18 protein-coding genes and 1 pseudogene are annotated in these 20,042 nt (G+C 73.1%); 12 read left to right on the top strand and 7 right to left on the bottom strand.

Annotated features, from left to right (window positions below):
* From B0E54_RS29310 to B0E54_RS29335, 6 genes and pseudogenes are all read left to right on the top strand, one after another.
* Nucleotides 1–1,386 (top strand): annotated as a pseudogene (locus B0E54_RS29310) (hypothetical protein); the annotation flags it as partial.
* A gap of 23 nt (nt 1,387–1,409) precedes the next feature.
* Nucleotides 1,410–2,384 (top strand): alpha/beta fold hydrolase, encoded by a 975-nt coding sequence (locus B0E54_RS29315; RefSeq protein ID WP_234590228.1) that lies wholly within the window; start codon nt 1,410–1,412, stop codon nt 2,382–2,384.
* 5 nt (nt 2,385–2,389) lie between these two features.
* Nucleotides 2,390–3,241 (top strand): DUF3152 domain-containing protein, encoded by an 852-nt coding sequence (locus B0E54_RS29320; protein ID WP_234590230.1) that lies wholly within the window; start codon nt 2,390–2,392, stop codon nt 3,239–3,241.
* A gap of 87 nt (nt 3,242–3,328) precedes the next feature.
* Nucleotides 3,329–4,150, top strand: coding sequence for a DUF3152 domain-containing protein (locus tag B0E54_RS29325; RefSeq protein ID WP_234590233.1), 822 nt, complete (start codon nt 3,329–3,331; stop codon nt 4,148–4,150).
* Between the two features lie 120 nt (nt 4,151–4,270).
* Nucleotides 4,271–5,452: an adenylyltransferase/sulfurtransferase MoeZ gene (moeZ, locus tag B0E54_RS29330; protein WP_234590235.1), complete on the top strand. Its 1,182-nt coding sequence runs from the start codon at nt 4,271–4,273 to the stop codon at nt 5,450–5,452.
* Between the two features lie 135 nt (nt 5,453–5,587).
* The gene (locus tag B0E54_RS29335; protein ID WP_255787871.1) at nt 5,588–6,493 is read left to right on the top strand and encodes a prenyltransferase/squalene oxidase repeat-containing protein; all 906 of its coding nucleotides are present in this window, start codon (nt 5,588–5,590) and stop codon (nt 6,491–6,493) included.
* A 23-nt stretch (nt 6,494–6,516) separates the two neighbouring features.
* Here the strand turns inward: B0E54_RS29335 and B0E54_RS29340 are convergent, their stop codons facing one another.
* Both B0E54_RS29340 and proB read right to left on the bottom strand, forming a co-directional pair.
* Nucleotides 6,517–7,758: a glutamate-5-semialdehyde dehydrogenase gene (locus B0E54_RS29340; RefSeq protein ID WP_234590239.1), complete on the bottom strand. Its 1,242-nt coding sequence runs from the start codon at nt 7,756–7,758 to the stop codon at nt 6,517–6,519.
* 107 nt (nt 7,759–7,865) lie between these two features.
* On the bottom strand, nt 7,866–9,023 hold the full coding sequence (gene proB, locus B0E54_RS29345) for a glutamate 5-kinase (protein ID WP_234590241.1): 1,158 nt from the start codon (nt 9,021–9,023) through the stop codon (nt 7,866–7,868).
* Between the two features lie 13 nt (nt 9,024–9,036).
* Between proB and B0E54_RS29350 the strand changes: the two genes are divergently transcribed.
* From B0E54_RS29350 to B0E54_RS29360, 3 genes are read left to right on the top strand one after another with little or no spacing between them, the layout of a single operon-like run.
* Complete coding sequence (locus tag B0E54_RS29350) at nt 9,037–9,351, top strand: MGMT family protein (RefSeq protein WP_234590244.1); 315 nt, start codon at nt 9,037–9,039, stop codon at nt 9,349–9,351.
* A gap of 32 nt (nt 9,352–9,383) precedes the next feature.
* Entirely contained in the window at nt 9,384–10,832 is a 1,449-nt protein-coding gene (locus B0E54_RS29355) for an MFS transporter (protein WP_234590246.1), read from the top strand.
* 21 nt (nt 10,833–10,853) lie between these two features.
* Nucleotides 10,854–12,359, top strand: a complete 1,506-nt coding sequence (locus B0E54_RS29360) for an aminotransferase class V-fold PLP-dependent enzyme (protein ID WP_234590249.1) — start codon at nt 10,854–10,856, stop codon at nt 12,357–12,359.
* A 45-nt stretch (nt 12,360–12,404) separates the two neighbouring features.
* On the opposite strand, the gene B0E54_RS29365 is transcribed toward B0E54_RS29360, so the two are convergent.
* From B0E54_RS29365 to B0E54_RS29380, 4 genes are all read right to left on the bottom strand, one after another.
* Nucleotides 12,405–13,613, bottom strand: coding sequence for a hypothetical protein (locus B0E54_RS29365; protein ID WP_234590251.1), 1,209 nt, complete (start codon nt 13,611–13,613; stop codon nt 12,405–12,407).
* The gene (locus B0E54_RS29370; RefSeq protein ID WP_234590253.1) at nt 13,606–14,169 is read right to left on the bottom strand and encodes a SigE family RNA polymerase sigma factor; all 564 of its coding nucleotides are present in this window, start codon (nt 14,167–14,169) and stop codon (nt 13,606–13,608) included. Before B0E54_RS29370 ends, B0E54_RS29365 begins: the two co-directional genes overlap by 8 nt.
* Before the next feature lie 179 nt (nt 14,170–14,348).
* Nucleotides 14,349–15,554: a hypothetical protein gene (locus B0E54_RS29375; protein WP_234590255.1), complete on the bottom strand. Its 1,206-nt coding sequence runs from the start codon at nt 15,552–15,554 to the stop codon at nt 14,349–14,351.
* Nucleotides 15,547–16,083, bottom strand: a complete 537-nt coding sequence (locus B0E54_RS29380) for an RNA polymerase sigma factor (protein ID WP_234590257.1) — start codon at nt 16,081–16,083, stop codon at nt 15,547–15,549. The genes B0E54_RS29375 and B0E54_RS29380 overlap by 8 nt, the downstream gene beginning before the upstream one ends.
* Nucleotides 16,084–16,260: 177 nt before the next feature.
* Here B0E54_RS29380 and B0E54_RS29385 point away from each other — a divergent pair, with 177 nt between their 5' ends.
* Together B0E54_RS29385 and B0E54_RS29390 are read left to right on the top strand one after the other, a co-directional pair.
* Nucleotides 16,261–16,842: an NADH-quinone oxidoreductase subunit B gene (locus tag B0E54_RS29385; protein WP_234590259.1), complete on the top strand. Its 582-nt coding sequence runs from the start codon at nt 16,261–16,263 to the stop codon at nt 16,840–16,842.
* Between the two features lie 35 nt (nt 16,843–16,877).
* Entirely contained in the window at nt 16,878–18,194 is a 1,317-nt protein-coding gene (locus B0E54_RS29390; RefSeq protein WP_234590262.1) for a DUF2252 domain-containing protein, read from the top strand.
* Nucleotides 18,195–18,210: 16 nt separating this feature from the next.
* Here B0E54_RS29390 and B0E54_RS29395 read toward each other — a convergent pair whose 3' ends face one another.
* Nucleotides 18,211–19,257, bottom strand: coding sequence for a glucose 1-dehydrogenase (locus B0E54_RS29395; protein WP_234590264.1), 1,047 nt, complete (start codon nt 19,255–19,257; stop codon nt 18,211–18,213).
* A 116-nt stretch (nt 19,258–19,373) separates the two neighbouring features.
* On the opposite strand from B0E54_RS29395, the gene B0E54_RS29400 reads away from it, so the two are divergent.
* A partial coding sequence (locus tag B0E54_RS29400) for an NADH-quinone oxidoreductase subunit C (protein ID WP_234590267.1) occupies nt 19,374–20,042 on the top strand: 669 nt, incomplete at its 3' end.

A 20,042-nucleotide genomic window follows, 5' to 3' on the forward strand; every position in this document is an offset into this window, starting at 1 on the left:
GGCCCTTCCCTCGCCGGCCCCCCGCCCTCGGCCGGTGCCGGTCCGGCCTCCGCCACCGGCGGCCCCGGGCGTCACGACCGGCCGTCACCCGCGTCCGCCCCTCCCTACGCCGCTCGCCGATCCGCCCCCGACCCGGCGTCGCCGGTCGAGCCCGCCGACGGCGGGCGACGGCCCGACACGTCGGCGGTGCTGCCGCAGCGCGTCCCCGCGGAACCGGACGTGCCCGTTGTGCCGGAGCCGCCAGCCGTGGAGCCACCCGCCGAAACCCCCGAACTCGCTCGCATCGCCACCCACCTGCGCCGCGACGACGAGCCCGCTCCGTTGCGGGAACGTCCCGAGGGGTTCGACGTCAACGCCATCCTGGACGCGGTGCGGGAGGTGGCCGGCGTTCGGGACGCCGCCCTGCGTCGTACGCCGGCCGGCGCGCACAGCCTCCGACTGGACCTGGCCGACGGTGCCGATCCGGCCGAGGTGAGTCGACAGGTGGCCCGGTTGCTCCAGGAACGGATGGGGCTGGCTGCCGCCCCGCAGAACGTGCCCGGCCTGCCCACCACGCCAGCCCCGCCGGTCCGCCGTCGCGCAGCCGAGCCGCGGCCGGCCGAGTCGCGCGCCACCGATCGACGAGCTGCCGAGCCGCGTCCCGTCGAACCACGATCTGTCGAGGCACGGCCCGCCGAGCCGCGCGACACCGGCGCGGAACCCCGTACCGCCGAGTCGTCCTCGGTCGCTCGGTCCTCGGGTGGTCGGGCCGAGGCCACGCCGACGGGCCCGGAGCAGTGGGTCGGGCCGGACGCCGCCCGTCGACGGCGGGCAGGCGCCCCGCACCGGGGCCGCGCCACAGTCGAGGAACCCGGATCGGTCTCGGCCGCGCCCACCGGCGGAGCCACCGGCAGCCCGGCGACGGTCGGTACGTCGTACTCCGGCGGTCAGGTGACCACGACGGAGTCGGCGCCCTCCCGGCCTCTGGACACCGGCGGCGTGCCGGGGCCGCGCGTGGTCATCGACCACGTGCAGGTCAGCACCTTCGGTCTGGACGCCAACGTGGAGGTGCGGCTGCTGGCCGGCGACGACAGCGCGGCCGGGTACGCGACCGGGCCGGCGGTGGACGGTTACGTGCTGCGTCTCTGCGCGGTGGCCGCGGCCGCCGCAGTCGACGAGTTGCTGCGCGGGGCCGAGAACGCCGAGCGTGGCCGCTGTTTCGTCGAGCACGCGGCGGTGGTGCCGTTCGGCAACTGCGAGGTGGCCACGGTGGTGGTGCTGCTGGTCTGCGAGGGCTGGGTCGAGCAGCTCGCCGGTTCGGCGCTGGTGGCCGGCGATCCGCGCCAGGCGGTGGTCCGGGCGACGCTGGCGGCGGTCAACCGTCGGCTGGAGGCGCTGCTGTCCTGAGTGGTCCGAGGCAGACTGGGAGGATGAAGCGCGCCTCCCTCTGGCCGGACCATCTCCTCCCCGAGGTGGGTGTACCGCCGCCGTGGCCGGGCCGGGAGGTCCGCCTCGACGGCGTCGCCACCTATGTGCGGGACACTCCGGCGACGACCGTCGACGCGGAACCGGCGTTGTACGTGCACGGGCTGGGCGGCTCGTCGCAGAACTGGACCGACCTGGCCGGGCTGCTCGCCGACCGGCTGGACGGCCAGGCCATCGACCTGCCCGGGTTCGGCCGCAGCGAGCCGGGCCGGCGCTACACGATTTCGGCCTTCGCCGACCTGGTCATCCGGTGGATCGAGCACTCCGGTCGGGGGCCGGTGCACCTGTTCGGCAACTCGCTGGGCGGCGCGGTCTCGGTCCAGGTGGCGGGGCTTCGGCCGGACCTGGTGCGCACCCTCACCCTGATCTCTCCGGCGTTGCCGTTTCTGGACTTCCGGCGGTCGTTGCAGGGCCGGATGTTGCCGGTGCTGGCCATTCCCGGCGGTGAGCGGTTGGTCGCCCGGCATCTCACCCAGCTCGCGCCCGAGGTGATGGCCGAGCAGGTGCTCCAGGCGTGCGTCGCCGACCTCAGCCGGATCTGCGATCAGCGCCGGGCCGAGGCGTTGGAGGAGATCCGGGTGCGGTACGAGGCGGCGCACTACGCGGCTGCGTACGTCCGGACGTTCCGGGGGCTGGTCTCCTCTTTCCTGCGGGCGTACCTGCCGGGGGCGGGCTCGCTGTGGCGGCTCGCCGGGGCGGTGCGCGCGCCGACGCTGGTGGTGGGCGGCCGGCAGGACAGGCTGGTCGACGTTCGCGTCGCACCCCAGACCGCCCGGGTCATTCCGGACAGCCGCCTGTTGATGCTCGACGGCGTCGGTCACGTGGCGCAGCTGGAGGTTCCCCGGCTGGTCGCCCGGGCGGTGGTCGGCCTGCTCGCCGAAACGGAGGAGGCCGTTCGGCCGTCCGATCTGGCAGGCTGACCGGGATGTTCAGGTCCGCTCGCCGCCGCCGTCGCCTCGCACTGATCGCCCAGTTGGTGGCGATGGTGCTGGCGGTCGGCGCGGCGGTGACCGTGGTCGCCGAGGGTCCGGGCGTGCCGCCGGATCGGCTGACCGCCGACGAGATCGGGCCGCCGCTGGTGGCCGGGCCGCTGCCGCCGTCGACCGATCCGTCGCCGACCGCAACCGCAACCGCCGCGTCGCCGAGTCCGTCGCCGAGCCCGTCGCCGGTGCTGCGGATGCCCGGCGCGGTGCCGACCGCGGGCACCGGCCGGTTCGGCCACGACGACCGCACCGGCCCGGTGCTGGGCCGCTCGGGCGAGCTGCGCCGCTACCGGGTGGCTGTCGAGTCGGGCAGCAACGAGGACATCGCCGCGTTCGCGCAGGCCGTCGAGGTGGCGCTCGCCGGGCCGGGCAGCTGGGTCGACAGCGGCCGGCTGCGGTTGCAGCAGGTGCCGGGGGACGCTCCCCGGGACTTCACCGTCTACCTGGCGACCGCCCGCACGGCGGGCCGGATGTGTTCCGAGGGTGGCGTTGACATCCGGATCGGTGGGCGGCCGTACACCTCCTGCCGCGCGCCCGGCCAGGTGATCATCAACCTGGATCGGTGGCGGTTGTCGGTGCCGCACTTCGTGTCGGCGGGCGTGCCGTTGGCGGTCTACCGGACGTACGTGGTCAACCACGAGGTGGGTCACCAGCTCGGGCACCGGCACGAGCGTTGCCCGGGCGCGGGGCGTCCGGCGCCGGTGATGATGCAGCAGACCCTCTTTCTCAACGGGTGCCGGGTCAACCCGTGGCCGTACGTCGACGGTCGGCGTTACGCCGGCCCGGCTCTCTGACCCATCCGGTCCACCCCCAGAAGACGTATTGCGGCAATAGAAGCCAAAAGCGGAGAATTGCCCGAATAATCTGGCAGGCTGGACGTCATGACGCCGTCGTCCCCTTACGGCCCGCCCGAGCCGCCCGACCGGTCCGCGTACGAGGACGCGCGTCCCACGCTCGTGCGCATGCGCCGCCGCCGACGCCGCAGCCTGCTGCTCGGCCTGCTCGTGGCCGCCACCGCCACCGCCGTCGGTGTGACCGCGACGCGGGGCGACGAGCCGCCGGCCGACGTACCGCCGGCCCCGACCCAGGGGATGGGGCTGGGCGGCGGGGAGGTCCACCCGGTGCCCAGCGCCTACCCGTCGGTCGGCGCGGGACGGTTCACCGTCGCCGACGGGGGGACGTCAGTGCACGGTACGGACGGACCGCTGCGCCGCTACCGGGTGGTTGTCGAACGGGGCAGCGGCCAGGACGCCGACGCGTTCGCCACGCGGGTGGACGAGGTGCTGGCCGACCCGCGCAGCTGGATCGCCTCCCGCGAGCTGCGGGTGCAGCGGGTGGCCGACGTCGACCAGGCCGACTTCACGATCTATCTCGCCACCCCGGTGACGTCCGAGCGGATGTGCGCCGAGGGCGGGTTGACCACCGAGCGCTACACCTCGTGCCGGCTGCCCGGTCAGGTCATCATCAACCTGGCCCGCTGGCAGGAGGCGGTGCCCGACTACGGGGCCCCGCTGGAGACATACCGCACGTACGTCATCAACCACGAGGTCGGCCACGAGTTCGGCGAGGAGCACGAGGCATGCCCCGGTCCGGGGGAGCCCGCCCCGGTGATGCAGCAGCAGACGTACGGGCTTAAGGGCTGCGTGGCCAACGCCTGGCCCTACCTCGACGGCCGTCGCTACGCCGGCGACATGGTCCCCTGACCGACCGGCGCGAGTTATTCCCCTCCCGCATCGCGGGCCACGTGTCCTCCCTCATGGCCGAGTGCGGCCCGGGCGAGCAACAATGGCGCGGTTCACACCGCCGATCCCGGGGAGTCCACCGTGTCGTTGCCCCCGCTCGTCGAGCCCGCCGCCGAGCTGACAGTTGACGAGATCCGCCGCTACTCGCGCCACCTGATCATCCCGGATGTCGGGGTGGCCGGGCAGAAGCGGCTGAAGAACGCCCGGGTGCTCTGTGTCGGCGCCGGTGGCCTCGGCTCGCCCGCCCTGCTGTACCTCGCCGCGGCGGGGGTCGGCACCCTCGGCATCATCGACTTCGACACCGTCGACGAGTCCAACCTCCAGCGCCAGGTCATCCACGGCGTGTCCGACGTCGGCCGGTCCAAGGCCGAGTCCGCCGCCGCGTCGATCCGCGAGATCAACCCGCTGGTCAACGTGGAGATCCACAACACCGCGTTGGACCGCGAGAACGTCCGCGAGATCTTCGCCCAGTACGACCTGATCGTCGACGGCACCGACAACTTCGCCACCCGGTACATGGTCAACGACGCGGCGGTGCTGCTCGGCAAGCCGTACGTCTGGGGCTCGATCTACCGCTTCGACGGCCAGGCGTCGGTGTTCTGGGCCGAGCACGGCCCCTGCTACCGGTGCCTCTACCCGGAGCCGCCGCCGCCCGGCATGGTCCCGTCCTGCGCCGAGGGAGGCGTGCTCGGCGTGCTCTGCGCGTCGATCGGTTCGATCCAGGTGAACGAGGCCATCAAGCTGCTCACCGGCATCGGCGAGCCGCTGGTCGGCCGCCTGATGGTCTACGACGCCCTGGAGATGGAGTATCGCAAGATCAAGGTCCGGAAGGACCCGAACTGCGTGCTCTGCGGCGAGAACCCGACCGTCACCGACCTGCTGGAAGACTACGAGGACTTCTGCGGCGCGGTCTCCGAGGAGGCCCAGGAGGCGACGCTCGACTCGACCATCACCGCCCTGGAGCTCAAGGAGTGGCAGGACGCAGGCAAGGACATCTTCCTCGTCGACGTGCGGGAGCCGGCCGAGTACGAGATCGTGCGGATCCCGGGGGCGACCCTGATCCCCAAGGGCGACATCATCTCCGGCGAGGCGCTGGCGAAGCTCCCGCAGGACAAGCAGATCGTGCTGCACTGCAAGTCGGGCGTCCGCTCGGCGGAGGCGCTCGCCGCGCTCAAGGCGGCCGGGTTCCGCGACGCCGTCCACGTGCAGGGCGGCGTGCTGTCGTGGATCAAGCAGATCGACCCGTCACTGCCCGCGTACTGACCGGCCCGCCGGGGCGACGCCACACAGCGCCGCCCCGGCGCCGGCCCGCTGTGGCGCCGTACGCCGCCGCCGACGGTAAATCGACGCAAGTGGCTCCGTGTGGCGCTGCGGCCGGAGCGACGCAGCCATTTCCAGCTGGCCGATTCCCCGAGGCGGAATCGTGTCTGCGCAGGTAGCGTCTCCGCCGTGGTCGACTTGGAAGCCGCGATCGGGTTCGTCGTGGCGCATGGGGACGCGGTGGAACGCGCCCGCCTCTCCTGGCTGCGCAACGGCACGCAGGTGCCGCCGGAGCTGTTGGAGGTGGCCGAGGTCGGTCAGTCGCCCGATGGTGGCTGGCCGGCGAGCTGGGGTGGCGAGGTCGCCTCGGTCGACGCCACCTGTTTCCGGCTCGCCGAGCTGGACGATCTGGGCGCGCTCGGCCGTCCCGCCGCCCGCCGGGCGCTGGACTGGTTGGCGTCCCGGCAGCAGGCGGACGGCGGCTGGGACGAGGACCTGTCGCTGACCGGCTCGGCCCCCGAGTGGGCCCGCCCCGGCGATCCGGAGGCCAAACTCTTCCTCACCGCCAACGCCGGCTTCTGGCTGACCGTCGCCGGTCTGGACGCCCGCGCCTCGGGTCCGCTCGATCACCGGGTCGGCGGGGCGTACGCCGGGGTGGTGCAGGCGGCGGCCCAGTCGATCGTCGCGCGGTTGCGCCCGGACGGGAGTTGGCCGTCGTTCCTCGCCGCCGGCTGGCTGAGTGCCGCCGTGCTGCACCGCCAGGAGATGTTCCAGGAGTCGGCGCGGATCCAGGTGGTGCTCGCCGAACGGATGCCCACGATGTCGCCGGGCGACGTGGCCTGGTTGGGGGCCACGCTGCGCCGGGTCGGCATCGAACTGCGCGACTGGATCATGGTGCGGGCCCTGCGGCGGCTCGCCGAGACGCAGCGCAGCGACGGTGGCTGGGAGAGCGACGACGGTCACCAGTTCGACGTGCACGCGACGCTGTCCGCGATCCGGGCCGCCCGGCCCGCAGTGGCCGGAGCCACCGCGCAGCCGGGCTGACACGGCCCTGGCTGAAACAGGCCCTAGCGCAGGTGCCCGTCCCCGGTGACGACGTACTTGGTGCTGGTCAGCTCGGGCAGACCCATCGGACCCCTTGCGTGCAGCTTCTGCGTCGAGATGCCGATCTCCGCGCCGAACCCGAACTCGCCCCCGTCGGTGAACCGGGTCGAGGCGTTCACCATGACCGCCGCCGCGTCGACCCGGGCGACGAAGTCGCGGGCGGCGCTCGCCGAGTCGGTGAGGATCGCCTCGGTGTGCCCGGTGCCGAAGCGGCGGATGTGCGCCACCGCAGCGTCCAGCGACTCGACCACGGCGACCGAGATGTCGGCCGACAGGTATTCGGTGGCGAAGTCCTCCTCGGTCGCCGGGACCACTGCGGCCGAGTGCGCGGCCACCTCGGGGGAGCCGTGCACGGTCACTCCCGCCTCGGCGAACGCGGCCAGCATCGGCGGCAGGAACGCGTCGGCCACGTCGGCGTGCACCAGCAGCGACTCGGCGGTGTTGCAGGTGGACAGGCGCTGCGTCTTGGCGTTCAGCGTCACCGCCACGGCCTTCGCCACGTCCGCGGCGGCGTCGACGTAGACGTGGCAGTTGCCCACCCCGGTCTCGATCACCGGCACCGTCGACTCCTCGACCACGGTGCGGATCAGCGACGCGCCGCCGCGCGGGATGAGCACGTCGACGAGCCCTCGGGCGCGCATCAGCTCCTTGACCGAGTCGCGGGAGCTGGCGTCGAGCAGCTGCACCGCGTCGGCCGGCAGGCCGGCCCCGGCGATCGCGTCGCGCAGCACCGCGACCAGCGCGGCGTTGGAGTGCGCGGCCGAGGACGACCCGCGCAGCAGCGCCGCGTTGCCGGACTTGAGGCAGATCCCGGCGGCGTCAACTGTCACGTTCGGGCGTGCCTCGTAGATGATGCCGACCACCCCGAACGGCACCCGGATCTGGCGTAGCTCCAGCCCGTTGGGCAGGGTCGAACCGCGGACCACCTCGCCGACCGGGTCGGGCAGCGCGGCCATCTGGCGCAGCGCGTCGGCGATGCCTGCCACCCGGCCCGCGTCGAGGGCGAGCCGGTCCAGCACGGCCGCGCTCAGCCCGGCTTCGCGACCGGCCGCCAGGTCCGTCTCGTTCGCGGTCAGGATCTCCGGCGTACGTGCCACCAGCGCGTCCGCCATCGCGACCAGCGCGGCGTCCTTGACCGTACGGGTGGCCACGGCCAGGTCGGCGGCGGCGTCCCGCGCCCGTCGCGCCTGCTCGACGACGCTCATGCCGGCACTCCGCTTCGCTCCGTGCCATCCTGAGGCACCGACGCCCTGAGCTGATGATTCATTCGCTGGCGCTCACTCATCGACTACTCCTCAGCTGGGCGGTTGGCTTACAGCAGCACGAGGTCGTCACGGTGGACGACCTCCCGTTCGTACGCCGGGCCGAGCGCCGCGGCGAGTTCGGAGGTGGAGCGACCGAGCAGCCCGGGCAGCTCCACCGCGTCGTAGTTGACCAGGCCGCGGGCGACAGGTGCGCCTGCGGTGTCGACCAGGTCCACGGGGTCGCCGGCGGTGAACGTGCCGTCCACGGCGGTGATGCCGGCGGGCAGCAGCGACTTGCGCCGCCCGACGACGGCGGCCACCGCGCCCGGGTCCAGGTGCAGCCGCCCTCGGGGCGAGGTGGCGTGGGCCAGCCAGAACAGCCGGGCCGTCGGGCGCTGCCGCTGCGGGTGGAACAGCGTGCCGACGGGCTCGCCGGCCAGCGCCGACGCGGCCAGGTCGGCGGCGGTGAGCACCACGGGGATGCCGAAGCCGGTGGCGATCCGGGCCGCCTCGACCTTTGTCACCATGCCGCCGGTGCCGACCCCGGACCGGCCGGCGCCGCCGATGGTGATCCCGGCGAGGTCCTCGTCGCTGCGGACCTCCGGGATGCGGGTCGACTGCGGGCGGGCCGGGTCGCCAGTCCAGAGCGCGTCCACGTCGGAGAGGAGCACCAGCAGGTCGGCGTGGACGAGGGCGGCCACCAGGGCGGCGAGCCGGTCGTTGTCGCCGAACCGGATCTCCTCGGTGGCCACCGTGTCGTTCTCGTTGACGATCGGCACCGCGTGCAGGTCGAGCAGTTTGCGCAGCGTGCGGTACGCGTTGCGGTAGTGCGCCCGCCGGGTCACGTCGTCGACGGTGAGCAGCACCTGCCCGACGGTGCGGCCGTGCCGGGCGAAGCTGGCCGCGTACCGGCCGATCAGGAGGCCCTGGCCGACGCTGGCGGCGGCCTGCTGGGTGGCCAGGTCGCGCGGACGTCGGGTCAACCCGAGCGGGGCGAGGCCGGCGGCGATCGCGCCCGAGGAGACCAGCACGACCTCGCGTCCCTCGGCGGTGAGTCGGCCCAGGGTGTCGACCAGCGCGTCGACCCGCTCGTCGGCCAGGCCGCCGGTGGCGGTGGTCAACGAGGAGGATCCGATCTTGACGACGACCCGTCGGGCGGCCGTGACTGCGTCGCGCACCCGCCCATTCTGCGTGGTCACGCCCGCGTCGCCCGGCGGCGTTCCCATATGGTGGCCGATTGTGACTCCTGACGAGTACGTCGAGGCGGTGCTGGACCTCGTGGAGCGGATCCCGGAGGGTCGGGTGATGTCGTACGGGGCGGTCGCCGACGCCCTGGCCGAGCGCTCGGGTCGTGCCTCCGCGCGACTGGTGGGCTCCATCATGGCCCGGCACGGCGGCTCGGTGCCCTGGCACCGGGTGGTGACCTCGTCCGGGCGGCTGCCGCCGGGGCACGAGCGGGAGGCGCGGGCCCGGCTGCGGGCCGAGGGGGCGCCGTTGCGCGGCGAGGGCGTGGACATCGCGGCGGCGGGCTGGTCGCCGGAGGAGGGGATGTGACGCGCGCCATAACGTGAGTAACATTCGGCCCCATGAGCCAGCCGCCGGGTGTCGCCGGCCCGCCCGCTGTCGGCCAATTCGCCGCCGGCCCTTCCGTAGCGGCGGGTCCGCTGCCCCGCCCGGTGCACGCCGGATACGCGCTCGGCTCGCTGGCCACCGGCGCGTTCGGCACAGTGCCCGGTCTGCTGCTGCTGCCGTACCTGACCGACACGCTCGGCGTGGCCGCCGGGCTCGCCGCCCTGCTGGTCCTACTCCCCAAGGCGTGGGACGTGCTGGTCAACCCGGTCGCCGGGCGGATCTCCGACCGCACCCGCTCGCGCTGGGGCGCACGCCGGCCGTACCTGCTCGTCGCCGGTCTCGCGCTCGCCGTGCTCTTCGCGGCTATCTTCGCCGCGCCGTTCGGCAACGGGCCGGCCGCCGCGGCGTACGTGGCGCTCGCGTTCCTCGCCACGGCGACCGCGTTCGCCTTTTTCCAGGTGCCGTACGTGGCGATGCCCGCCGAGATGACCGACGACTACGCCGAGCGCACGCGGCTGATGACCTGGCGGATCGCCGTGCTGGCGCTGACCATCCTGGTCTCCGGCGCGGTGGCACCGCTGGTCGTGCGGGCCGGCGGCGACGGTGTGCCCGGGCACCGCTGGATGGGCCTGTTCGTGGCGGCGCTCATCGTCGTCGGCGCCCTCGGCGCGTTCCTCGGCACCCGGTCCGCGCCCCGTGGTGTGGCCGGCGCCAGCGAGCCGACACTGCGCGCCCAGCTCGCCGTGGCCGCCGCCAACCGACCGTTCCGGGCGTTGCTGGTCTGCTTCGTGGTGCAGTCCGCCGGGGTGGCGACCATCCTCGCCGGGGTCAACTACTTCGCCGGGCAGATCCTGCGCGACGAGCAGACCGGACCGACACTCCTCTTCGCCTGCTTCGTCGGGCCGGCGCTGCTGGTGATGCCGCTCTGGTCCCGCGTCGGCGCCCGGTTGGGCAAGCGGGCCGCCCTGGTCGCCGCCGGGCTGATCCTCGCCGCCGGCGCGCTCGCCCTGGTCGCCGCCCCGCTGCTGCCCCCGGTCGTCGTCTACCTGGTGGTCGCGGTCCTCGGCGTCGGGTACGCCGGGCAGCAGGTGTTCGCGCTGGCCATGCTCCCGGACTGCATCGCGTACGACACGGCGCGCACCGGCCGTCGGCAGGCTGGCGTCTTCACCGGCCTGTGGACCGCCGGGGAGACCCTCGGCCTGGCCCTCGGCCCCGGGGTGTACGGGCTGGTGCTCCAGCTCTCCGGCTACGTCTCCTCGGACACCGGTACGGCGGCGACCCAGTCCGACACCGCGAGGCTCGGTGTTCTGCTCGGCTTCACAGTCCTGCCAGCCCTCCTGATAGCCCCGCCCCTCCTCCTGCTGCGCCGTTACAACCTGACCGCGACGGTCCTCGCCGCGGTCACGCCCCACGGACGCGTCGATCATGGAGTTGTGGTGGGGGATGAAAGCGGTGAACGATGACAAGAAAGGCACCACGATTCCATGATCGACGAGAGCAGGGTCTCGGGCGGGGCGCTGTCGTCCGACGGGGTGGCCGCGGATGTCGCGCTGGCGGAGGTTCGACGGCTGCGCGCTGCTGATCGGCCGACGCACGGGGGGCGGCTGTTCGCGTACGTGTACGACCCGGCGGTGCCGGGGCTCGACGACCTCGCCGCCGCCGCGCACCGGGAGAGCGCGCACGTCAACGGGCTCGACCCGACCGCGTTCCCGTCCCTGCTGGCCATGGAGAACGCGCTCGTCGGCGCTGCCGGCCGGGTGCTCGGTGGCGGGCCGGGCACGACCGCGCCCGACGTGGTCGGCAGCGTCACCAGCGGGGGCACCGAGTCGCTGATCCTCGCCGTCAAGGCGGCTCGGGACGCCCACCCGGAGATCACCGCACCCCGGATCGTGGTGCCGGCGAGCGCGCACGCCGCGTTCGCCAAGGCCGCGCACTACCTGCGGGTGGCGCTGGACGTGGTGCCGGTCTCGCTTGACACTCTGCGCCCCGAGCCGGCCGCGATGGCCGCCGCGATCGGGCCCGAGACGGTGCTTGTCGCCTGCTCGGCACCCTCGTACGCGCACGGTGTGGTGGACCCGGTGGCCGAGATCGCCGCCGTGGCCGCCGAGGCCGGGGTGCGCTGTCACGTCGACGCCTGCTTCGGCGGCTGGACCCTGCCGTACCTGCGTCGCCTCGGCGAACCGGTGCCGGCGTTCGACTTCACGGTGCCCGGGGTCACCTCCATCTCGGTGGACCTGCACAAGTACGCGTACGCGCCGAAGGGCGTGTCGGTGCTGCTGCACCGCGACGCCGCTCTCCGTGCGCCGCAGTACTTCGCGTACGCCGACTGGCCCGGCTACACGATGATCAACCCGGTGATCGCGTCCACCCGGTCGGGCGGGCCGATCGCCGCCGCGTACGCCACCCTGCGGCACCTCGGCGACGCCGGCTACCTGCGGCTGGCCGCCGTGACCCGGGACGCGGTCGCCGCCCTGGCCGACGCGGTCCGCGCCGTCGACGGTCTGCGGCTGATGGCCGAGCCGGAGTCGACGGTTGTCTGCTTCACCGCCACCGGCGACGGCCCCGACCTGTTCGTCCTGGTCGACGAGCTGACCGCGCGCGGCTGGCACACCCAACCTCAGCTGTCGTACGCCGGTCTGCCGGCCAGCGTGCACCTCACGGTGACCGCCTCGGTCGCGCCCCGGGTGGCCGAGTTCGGCCCGGATCTCGCCGCCGCCGTGGTGGCGGCCCACGCGGCCGGCCCGGTGCGGTTGCCCGCCGAGTTGGCGTCGCTGGTCGGCGCCCTCACCCCCGAGGCGCTGACCCCGGAGGTCGTGGTCGGCCTGGCCGCCGGGCTGGGGCTCGGCGCGGACGCGGGCGCGGGACCCCTGCCGGAGCGGATGGCGCTGGTGAACACGCTGCTCGACGCCGCCCCGCCTGCGTTGCGCGAACGGCTCCTGGTCGAGTTCGTCGGTCTGCTGCAACGCCCCACCTGGGGTTCGGACGACTGAACGCCGGTGCCTCACCCCGACCGGGGTGGGGCACCGACGTCCGGCTCAGAGCGCGCCGGGGAGTTGCACCTGGTTGTCCTTGTCGGCGAGATCGCGCCACTCTCGGTCCTGGGCGTCGAAGTGCGTGACATGGAAGGCGCGCGTCATCGCGTCGGCGCCCGAACGGTCGGGCACCAGGTGCACGAAGGTGTAGCGCCGCGACTCACCGGCCGGCACCCCCGGCAGCAGGCACGAGTTGTTGTCGTTAGCTGCCGCCACCTTCGGGTCGCACCTGGACCAGTCGCCACCCGTCGGCTCACCCAGGTTGAAGCCGCGCAGCTCGACCTGCGCCGCATCGACAGGCCCCGCGTTCTTCACTGTGAAGACCGTGGTCAGCTTGCGGCCACCCGGCGCGTCGACAAGCGTGTGGGTCATTGACAACCGCAGGTCGGTGAGCCGCGGATCCTTGCCGAACTTGGTGGGACCGTCGGTCTGGGTGAACCGGCCCCCCTTGAACCGGTAGGTGCGCAGCTGTTCCTGCGGCCAGTAGCTCGGGGTGTCGCAACACGGTTGGAGGTCGGCCACCCGCACCTGGACCGCGCCTGCCGCGGTGACCTCCAGGCCGCGAATGTCCTCGACACCGTCGGTGGTCCGCACGACTCTCCCGAGCGTCACGATCCGCCCACTGTCGTCCCTGTCGAAGGCGACCACCTGCTTCGCCGACGCCTCGCCGTACCGGCAGGAGACGACGGCGACCGTCTCCTCGGCGCCGTCCCCGTCCAGGTCGGCGTGGCCCACCTCCAGGTCGCTCAGCAGCGGAACGAAGTTCTTGTTCGCGCTGGTCGCCAGCCGCACGTTCGACGTGGTGCAGGTCGACGGCAGGGCCGGCGGCCACGCCGGCAGGTCCAGGCGGGCGGCGAGCAGCTGGCTCCGGCTGATCCGGCCGTCCGGGGCCTCCGGGTCGGCAGTGGGCGTGGAAGTCGGCGACTGGCTGACCGACGGTGTGGGCGGCGGCGGTGCCGTCGTCGGCGGCACCGTCGGGTCGACGGACTGGGCCGGGACCGGCGGCGTCCGGTCGCCCTTCAGCGCGGCGTTGGCGACGACCGGTGCCAGCACCAGGACGACAGCCGCCGCGGCGACGGCCACGGCCCTCGTCCGCCGGCGCCGATGCAGGGTGCGTCGCGCCTGGTCGGGACCGGGGCCGACGGCCCGGGTGGTGACATCGACGCGGTACGCGGTGAACCGCTCGCGCAGCCGCGGTTCGAGATCAGACATTGGACACCCCCTCGGTGTTCTCGTCGAGCAGTCCGGCAAGGGCGGTCCGGCCGCGGTGCAGCCAGGACTTGACGGTTCCCTCCGCCACCCCTTCCTGAAGAGCGATCTGGTTGACCGACAGGTCGGCCAGGTAGTGCAGGATGACGGCCCGCCTGTGGTTGGCGGGCAGTTGTGCGAGCGCCGCGTCGATGGCCACCCGGTCCGGTGTCGGGCCGTCCACCTCGGCCTCGGTGCGCCGCTGCCGCAGAAGGTGATTGCGGGCCGTGCGCAGCCGACGCCAACGGCTGCGGGCCAGGTTCCAGGCGACCCGGCGAACCCAGGCCACCGGATCGTCGTACCGGACCAGACGGTCCCAGCGCGCCAGCGCCCGGCAGAACGCCTCCTGGGCGAGATCCTGAGCGTGGCCCAGATCCCCCGTGTACGCGCAGAGTTGGGCAGTCACGCTGCGGAAGTGCGCGTGGTAGAAGTCGTCGAAGCTGATCACGACCGCGTTCACCCCTGCGGCCGTCAACGCCGCCGGCGGTTCGTTGGCGCGGGCTCCCATCGTTGCTGTCACTGCCCCTCCCCGTTGGCGCCGGGGCCGGTGCCCTGGCGCCGGTAACACTCCACCGCTGTCGATCTGGTTGCGCCCCGCGGGGCCGCTAATCCGACAGTCGGCACGAGCGACGCGACAGTCGCATGCCGACACGGCCGCGCTCGGTGAGCGCGGCCGTGTCCCATCCCGGTCGGACCGGGTCAGCGGTAGGTGATCACCGCAGTGTTGTCCGGGTCGTAGACCTCCTGCACGAAGTCGAAGCTCGCATCCATCGGGCGTGCGTCCACGTCGGCCTTCCCCGTGCCGACAGTGGTGCCGGCGGCGACCCGGAAGCCCAGCGTGAGGCGGACCTCCTTGCCGCCCCCGAGCTGGTTCAGGTCGCAGGTCAAGGGCTCCCGGGTCTTCTCCGGGTCGTTGCGGCAGGCCGCCCAACCGTCCCCGTCCGGGCGGACCGCCGCCGGCAGACCGAGCCGCAGCGCCACGTAGGCCGCAGGTCCGTCGGCCCCGTTGCGGATGCGCACGGTGATCGTGCCGGTACGGGAGCCGTCCGGCGCGTCGGCCAGCACGAGGTTCGTAGCGCTGACGACGAGGTTGACGTCGTGCGGGTTCGGCCCGAAGCTCGTCGGCCCGGAGATCTGCGCGAACGACCCGCCCTTGAGGCGGTAGCCCCGCCACTGTCGCTGTGACCATTCACCGGGCCAGCCACCACCGGGTGCGATGTCGCCGACCTGCACCCGCACGGTGCCGTCGTCCACCACGTCGAGGGCGAACAACCACTGCGGCTTGTCGATGGTCGTCGCGACCACCCGGCCCAGTGTGACGATCTTGCCCTGCTGGTCGCGGTCGAAGGCGACTACCTGCATGGGCCCGCCGCTGCCGAGCACGCACTGCACCAGCGCCACCGCCTCCACCGCGCCGTCCCCGTCGACGTCCCCCTGGTCGAACGCCAGCAGCCAGTTGGCGCCCTCAGGGTCGTCACCGCTGAGCCGGATGCCCGACGTGAGGCATCCCCGCCCGGCTCGCCACGCGGGCAAGGTCACCGCCGCGCCGAGCAGTTGAGCACGGCTGATCTTCGCGCTCGGGGCGGTGGAGGGCGGGCTGCCACTCGTGGCGGACGGGCTGGGGGTCTGGCTCGCCGTGCCGCTCGGGGTGGGCGCCGCGGAGATGGTCGGCGTGGGGTCGACCGGGCCCGGCTCGCGATCCGGGCCACTCATCGCCGCGTACCCGACGGCGGCCCCGCCGAACAGCGCGAGCACCGTCGCGGTGGTGGCGGCCAGCCAACGACGGCCGCGTCCCCGAGCCGTCCGCCGCACGGCGGCGGGCCCGGGCACCTCGACCTCCGCCAGCGCGGTACGGCGATAGGTGGCGAACTCTTCGGCGAGGCCGAGGATCTCCTGCTCAGACATCTCGCACCCCCTCGGTGGTGTCGCGTAGGTGCGTCGCGAGGGCCGCCCGGCCCCGGTGCAGCCATGACTTGACGGTCCCCTCGGCGACCCGTTCCTGGGCGGCGATCTCGGCGACCGTCAGGTCGGCGAGGTAGTGCAGCACGACAGCCCGTCGCTGCTTCGGTGGCAGCTTGGCCAGCGCGGTGTCGAGGGCGACTCGGTCGGGGCTCGGCTCGGCGACGTGTGTCTCGCGCTGCCGCAGCAGCCAGGCCTGCGCGGTCCGCAACCGCCTCCAGCGGTTGTGGCCGAGGTTCCAGGCGACCCGGCGCACCCAGGCCAGCGGATCGTCGTACCGGGCGAGTCGGCTCCAGTGGGTGTACGCCCGACAGAAAGCCTCCTGAACCAGGTCCTGCGCCTGCCCACGATCACCGGTGTACGCCGTGAGCTGCACCACAAGCGATCGGAAGTGGGCGTGGTAGAAGTCGTCGAACGCCAGTTCGGCGGTCGCGGGGACGGGGCTTCCCGGCGGGTCGGGAGGCGGTCCGCCCACCCGTACTTCTCTCGTCACAAGCACTCGTCCTCCCCGTGGTGGCCGCAGGCGGTGTGTTCGCCAGCACCGGTCACACACTCGGCTGCGCCCACCGGTTGCGGTCGAACCGGTCGGGTTGCCTGTCCGGTCCGTGACAGGCGGCTGTGATTCACTGTGGGATGAGGAGAGGGGACGTCCGTGCAGCTACCGGCAGTGCTCGGTGAGCCGATCCGGTTCGTGCTGAACTGGGGGCGCCGCTACTCGCTCTGGGTGTTCAACTTCGGCCTGGCCTGCTGCGCGATCGAGTTCATCGCCACCAGCATGGGTCGGCACGACTTCATCCGGCTGGGCGTGATCCCGTTCGCCCACGGCCCCCGGCAGGCCGACCTCATGGTGGTCTCCGGCACCGTGACCGACAAGATGGCCCCGGCCATCAAGCGGCTCTACGACCAGATGCCCGAGCCGAAGTACGTCATCTCGTTCGGTGCGTGCTCCAACTGCGGCGGCCCCTACTGGGACTCGTACTCGGTGACCAAGGGCGTCGACCAGCTGATCCCCGTCGACGTCTACGTGCCCGGCTGCCCGCCCCGCCCGGAGGCGCTCCTGCACGGCATCCTGCGCCTGCAGGAGAAGATCGCCGCCGAGCAGTCCGGCATCGGCGGAGTGCCCCAGCGGGACGTGCTGGCCGCGCCGCTGGACGTCCCGCCCCTTGAGGCCGCCGCGCCACGCTCCGTCGACTCCCTCACCGCCCCACCGGTGCGCCCACCTGCCACGAACTGACGGCGGGCTGGCCGGGCCCGGCTAGCCTGCGCATCATGAGCAATTCCGTAAACCGGCGGTCCGCCCACATCGTCGACGTGCTCACCGAGGAGTTCGGCGCGTCGATGGCGATCGACCCGGCCGCCTTCCGCCGTAAGTTCCGCAAGATGGCCGCGTCGCCGTTCGCCTTCTACCGGGGCAGCGCCGCGTTGTTCTACGCCGATCAGCGTGGTGACTTCGCCGACGACAGTTTCCTCGACGAGCGGACCGGCCGGGTGTGGATCCACGGCGACCTGCACGCGGAGAACTTCGGCACCTACATGAACGCCTCCGGGCAGCTGGTGTTCAACGTCAACGACTTCGACGAGGCGTACGTCGGGCCGTTCACCTGGGACCTGCGCCGGTTCGCGGCCAGCGTCGCGCTGCTCGGCTACAGCAAGGCCCTCTCCGACACCGTGATCGGTGAGCTGGTGGCCGGCTTCGCCCGCTCCTACCTGACCGAGCTGCGGGCGATCGCCGCCGGCGGGGACGACGCGATCGGCTCGATCACCCTGGAGAACGCCGACGGCGTGCTGCGTCGGGTGCTCCAGCAGGCCCGCCTCAACACGCGGGTCGACCTGCTCGCCGAGCAGACCACCGTCGACAACTACGAGCGGCGGTTCTCCATCGGCGACGGGGTCTTCGAGGTCGACGGGGAGACCCGGGACCGGGTTGTCGCCGCCTTCGAGGAGTACCTGGGCACCCTGCCCGCCGCCTCGGCCCGGCTGCGCCCGGTGGCGACGCGGATCAAGGACGTGGTGCTGCGCAAGGGGGTGGGCATCGGTTCGGCCGGCCTGCCGTCGTACAACCTGCTCCTGGAGGGGCACACGCAGGCGTTGGAGAACGACGTCGTGATCTACATGAAGCAGGCGCAGGTCCCGGCGGTGGCCCGCTACTCGACCGACGAGTCGGTGGCCGGCTACTTCCAGCACCAGGGCCACCGGACCGCCGAGTCGCAGCGGGCGTTGCAGGCGCACGCCGACCCGTGGCTGGGCTTCACCGAGCTGGACGGTGCCGGGCAGCTCGTCGCCGAGGTCTCCCCGTACGCGGCCGACCTGGACTGGTCCGACGTCAACGAGCCGGACGAGCTGACCGGGGTGTTGGCCGACCTTGGCCGGGCGGTGGCCCGGATGCACTCGGTCGCCGACGACGAGTCCAGTCACGACCTGGTGGACTACTCCACCGAGGAGGCGATCGTCGCCGCCGTGGACACCGACGCGACGGGCTTCGTCACCCACCTGGTGGACTTCGCGCACGCGTACGGGGTGCGCGCCCGCCAGGATCACCAGCTCTTCGTGGACCTGTTCCGCAACGGGCGGCTGCCGGGCATCTGACGGAGCGGTGCGTCGCTCAGGACGCGAACTCCAGGACGACCTTGATGTCGTCCGGGCCGGGGGTGTACGCGTCGGCGTACCTGTTCACCGGGACCCGTCGGGTGATCAGCGAGGAGAGCCAGACCTGGTCGGCGCGGGCGAGTGCCTGCGCCGCCATGGTCCAGTGCCGCCGGTTGGCGTTCACCGAGCCGAACACCACGTTGTTCTCCAGCACCAGCGCCCGGTTGAGCGCCCCGGCGTCGAAGTCGATGCTCCGGCCGCCGCTGGACACCCCGGCCAGGCAGACGATGCCGGTCGGCGCCGCCTTGCACATGACGTCGAGGACGACAGTGGGTGCGCCGGTGCACTCGATCACCACGTCCGGCTCGAAGGGCAGGTCGTTGACCGGCACCGCGTGGTAGGTGGCGCCGAGCCCGGCGACCAGCTCCGGCTTGGGTCCGTCGGTGGCCCGGTCCAGCACGTGGACGGTGAGCCCGCGTTGGGTGCCGAGCAGCGCGGCCAGCAGCCCGATCGGCCCGGCGCCGGTCACCAGGACGGTCTGTGGCTGCCACTCGGCCCGGTGGCCGATCCGCTCGATGTGGTCCCATGCCTTGGCCACCACGCTTGTCGGCTCCAACAGCACGCCGACCTGGGCCAGCACCGGGTCGAGGCGGACCGCGAACTGGGGCTCGATCCGCCAGCGGTCCCGGGCGAACCCGGGCAGCGCCTTGATGCCGTGCTCGGTGTACAGACCGTTGCGGCACATGTCCCACTCGCCCACCGCGCAGTTGGGGCAGGGCACCGGGTCGGGATGCCGGACGATGCCGGCCACCAGGTCGCCCGCTTGCAGGGTGCCGCTCGCATCCTCGATCACCCGGCCCAGCGACTCGTGCCCGATGACCAGGCGGTCCGCCCCCGGCGGCGCCTCGCCGTACTCCCCGGCGATGATCTCGTGGTCGGTGCCGCAGATTCCCACAGCAAGCGCCTCGACCAGGACCGCGCCCTCCTGCGGCGCCGGTTCCGGCTGATCCTCGACGAGGCTCAGCGAGTTGGCGACCCCGGGGTTCACAGTGACAGCGCGCACGCCCTCATCTTTCCCCGCCGACGGGCCCGCCGCCCGGTAAAGCGGGCAGATCACCGGCGGTCGGTCGTGGACCGCGGGCCGGGTCGACGCCGGGCCGACGCCCTAGGATCAGCGGCATGACTGAGGAAGAGGTCGGCGCTCGGCTGGTCGCGCTGCTCGCGCCGGTCGAGGCGACCCCGTCGGTCTCCGGCGGGCAGCGGTTCGCCCGGGCCACCGTCGACGTACCGCTGGCGAGTTGGTCGGCCGCGGTCCGCGCCGCCCGCGATGACAGCGAGCTGGCCTGCGACTTCTTCGACTGGCTCTCCGCCGTCGACGAGCTGGCCGAGGGTTTCGACGTGGTGGCGCACCTCTGGTCGACGCGGTTGCGGCACGGCGTGCTGCTGCGCACCCGGGTGCCCCGCGATGCGCCCTCGGTGGCCTCGGTGGTCGACGTCTACCCGGGTGCCGCCTGGCACGAGCGGGAGACCCACGAGATGTTCGGCATCGACTTCGTCGGCCACGGGGAGCTGCGACCGCTGCTGCTGCCCCCGGAGTTCGAGGGTCACCCGCTGCGCAAGGAGTTCGTGCTCGCCTCCCGGGTGGCGAAGCCCTGGCCGGGCGCGAAGGAGCCGGGCGAGTCGGAGGCCGGTGGTGGCCGCCGACCGATCCGCCCGCCGGGCGTGCCCGCTCCGGGCGAGTGGGGAACGACGCCGACTCCCGCCGGCGCGGGCGGTGTGGGGGAGGGTCCGCGCGGCGGCACCCCCGCCAGACCAGCCGGCGAGCGACCGGCCCGGCCGGCGCCGGGG

The organism is Micromonospora sp. MH99, from assembly GCF_021442385.1.
GTDB lineage: Bacteria > Actinomycetota > Actinomycetes > Mycobacteriales > Micromonosporaceae > Micromonospora.

Coding starts and splice junctions, on each gene's coding strand:
- B0E54_RS29320 (WP_234590230.1), top strand. CDS start 2,390: ATGTTCAGGTCCGCTCGCCGCCGCCGTCGCCTCGCACTGATCGCCCAG.
- B0E54_RS29355 (WP_234590246.1), top strand. CDS start 9,384: ATGAGCCAGCCGCCGGGTGTCGCCGGCCCGCCCGCTGTCGGCCAATTC.
- B0E54_RS29315 (WP_234590228.1), top strand. CDS start 1,410: ATGAAGCGCGCCTCCCTCTGGCCGGACCATCTCCTCCCCGAGGTGGGT.
- B0E54_RS29325 (WP_234590233.1), top strand. CDS start 3,329: ATGACGCCGTCGTCCCCTTACGGCCCGCCCGAGCCGCCCGACCGGTCC.
- B0E54_RS29390 (WP_234590262.1), top strand. CDS start 16,878: ATGAGCAATTCCGTAAACCGGCGGTCCGCCCACATCGTCGACGTGCTC.
- proB (WP_234590241.1), bottom strand. CDS start 9,023: ATGGGAACGCCGCCGGGCGACGCGGGCGTGACCACGCAGAATGGGCGG.
- B0E54_RS29365 (WP_234590251.1), bottom strand. CDS start 13,613: ATGTCTGATCTCGAACCGCGGCTGCGCGAGCGGTTCACCGCGTACCGC.
- B0E54_RS29360 (WP_234590249.1), top strand. CDS start 10,854: ATGATCGACGAGAGCAGGGTCTCGGGCGGGGCGCTGTCGTCCGACGGG.
- B0E54_RS29375 (WP_234590255.1), bottom strand. CDS start 15,554: ATGTCTGAGCAGGAGATCCTCGGCCTCGCCGAAGAGTTCGCCACCTAT.
- B0E54_RS29340 (WP_234590239.1), bottom strand. CDS start 7,758: ATGAGCGTCGTCGAGCAGGCGCGACGGGCGCGGGACGCCGCCGCCGAC.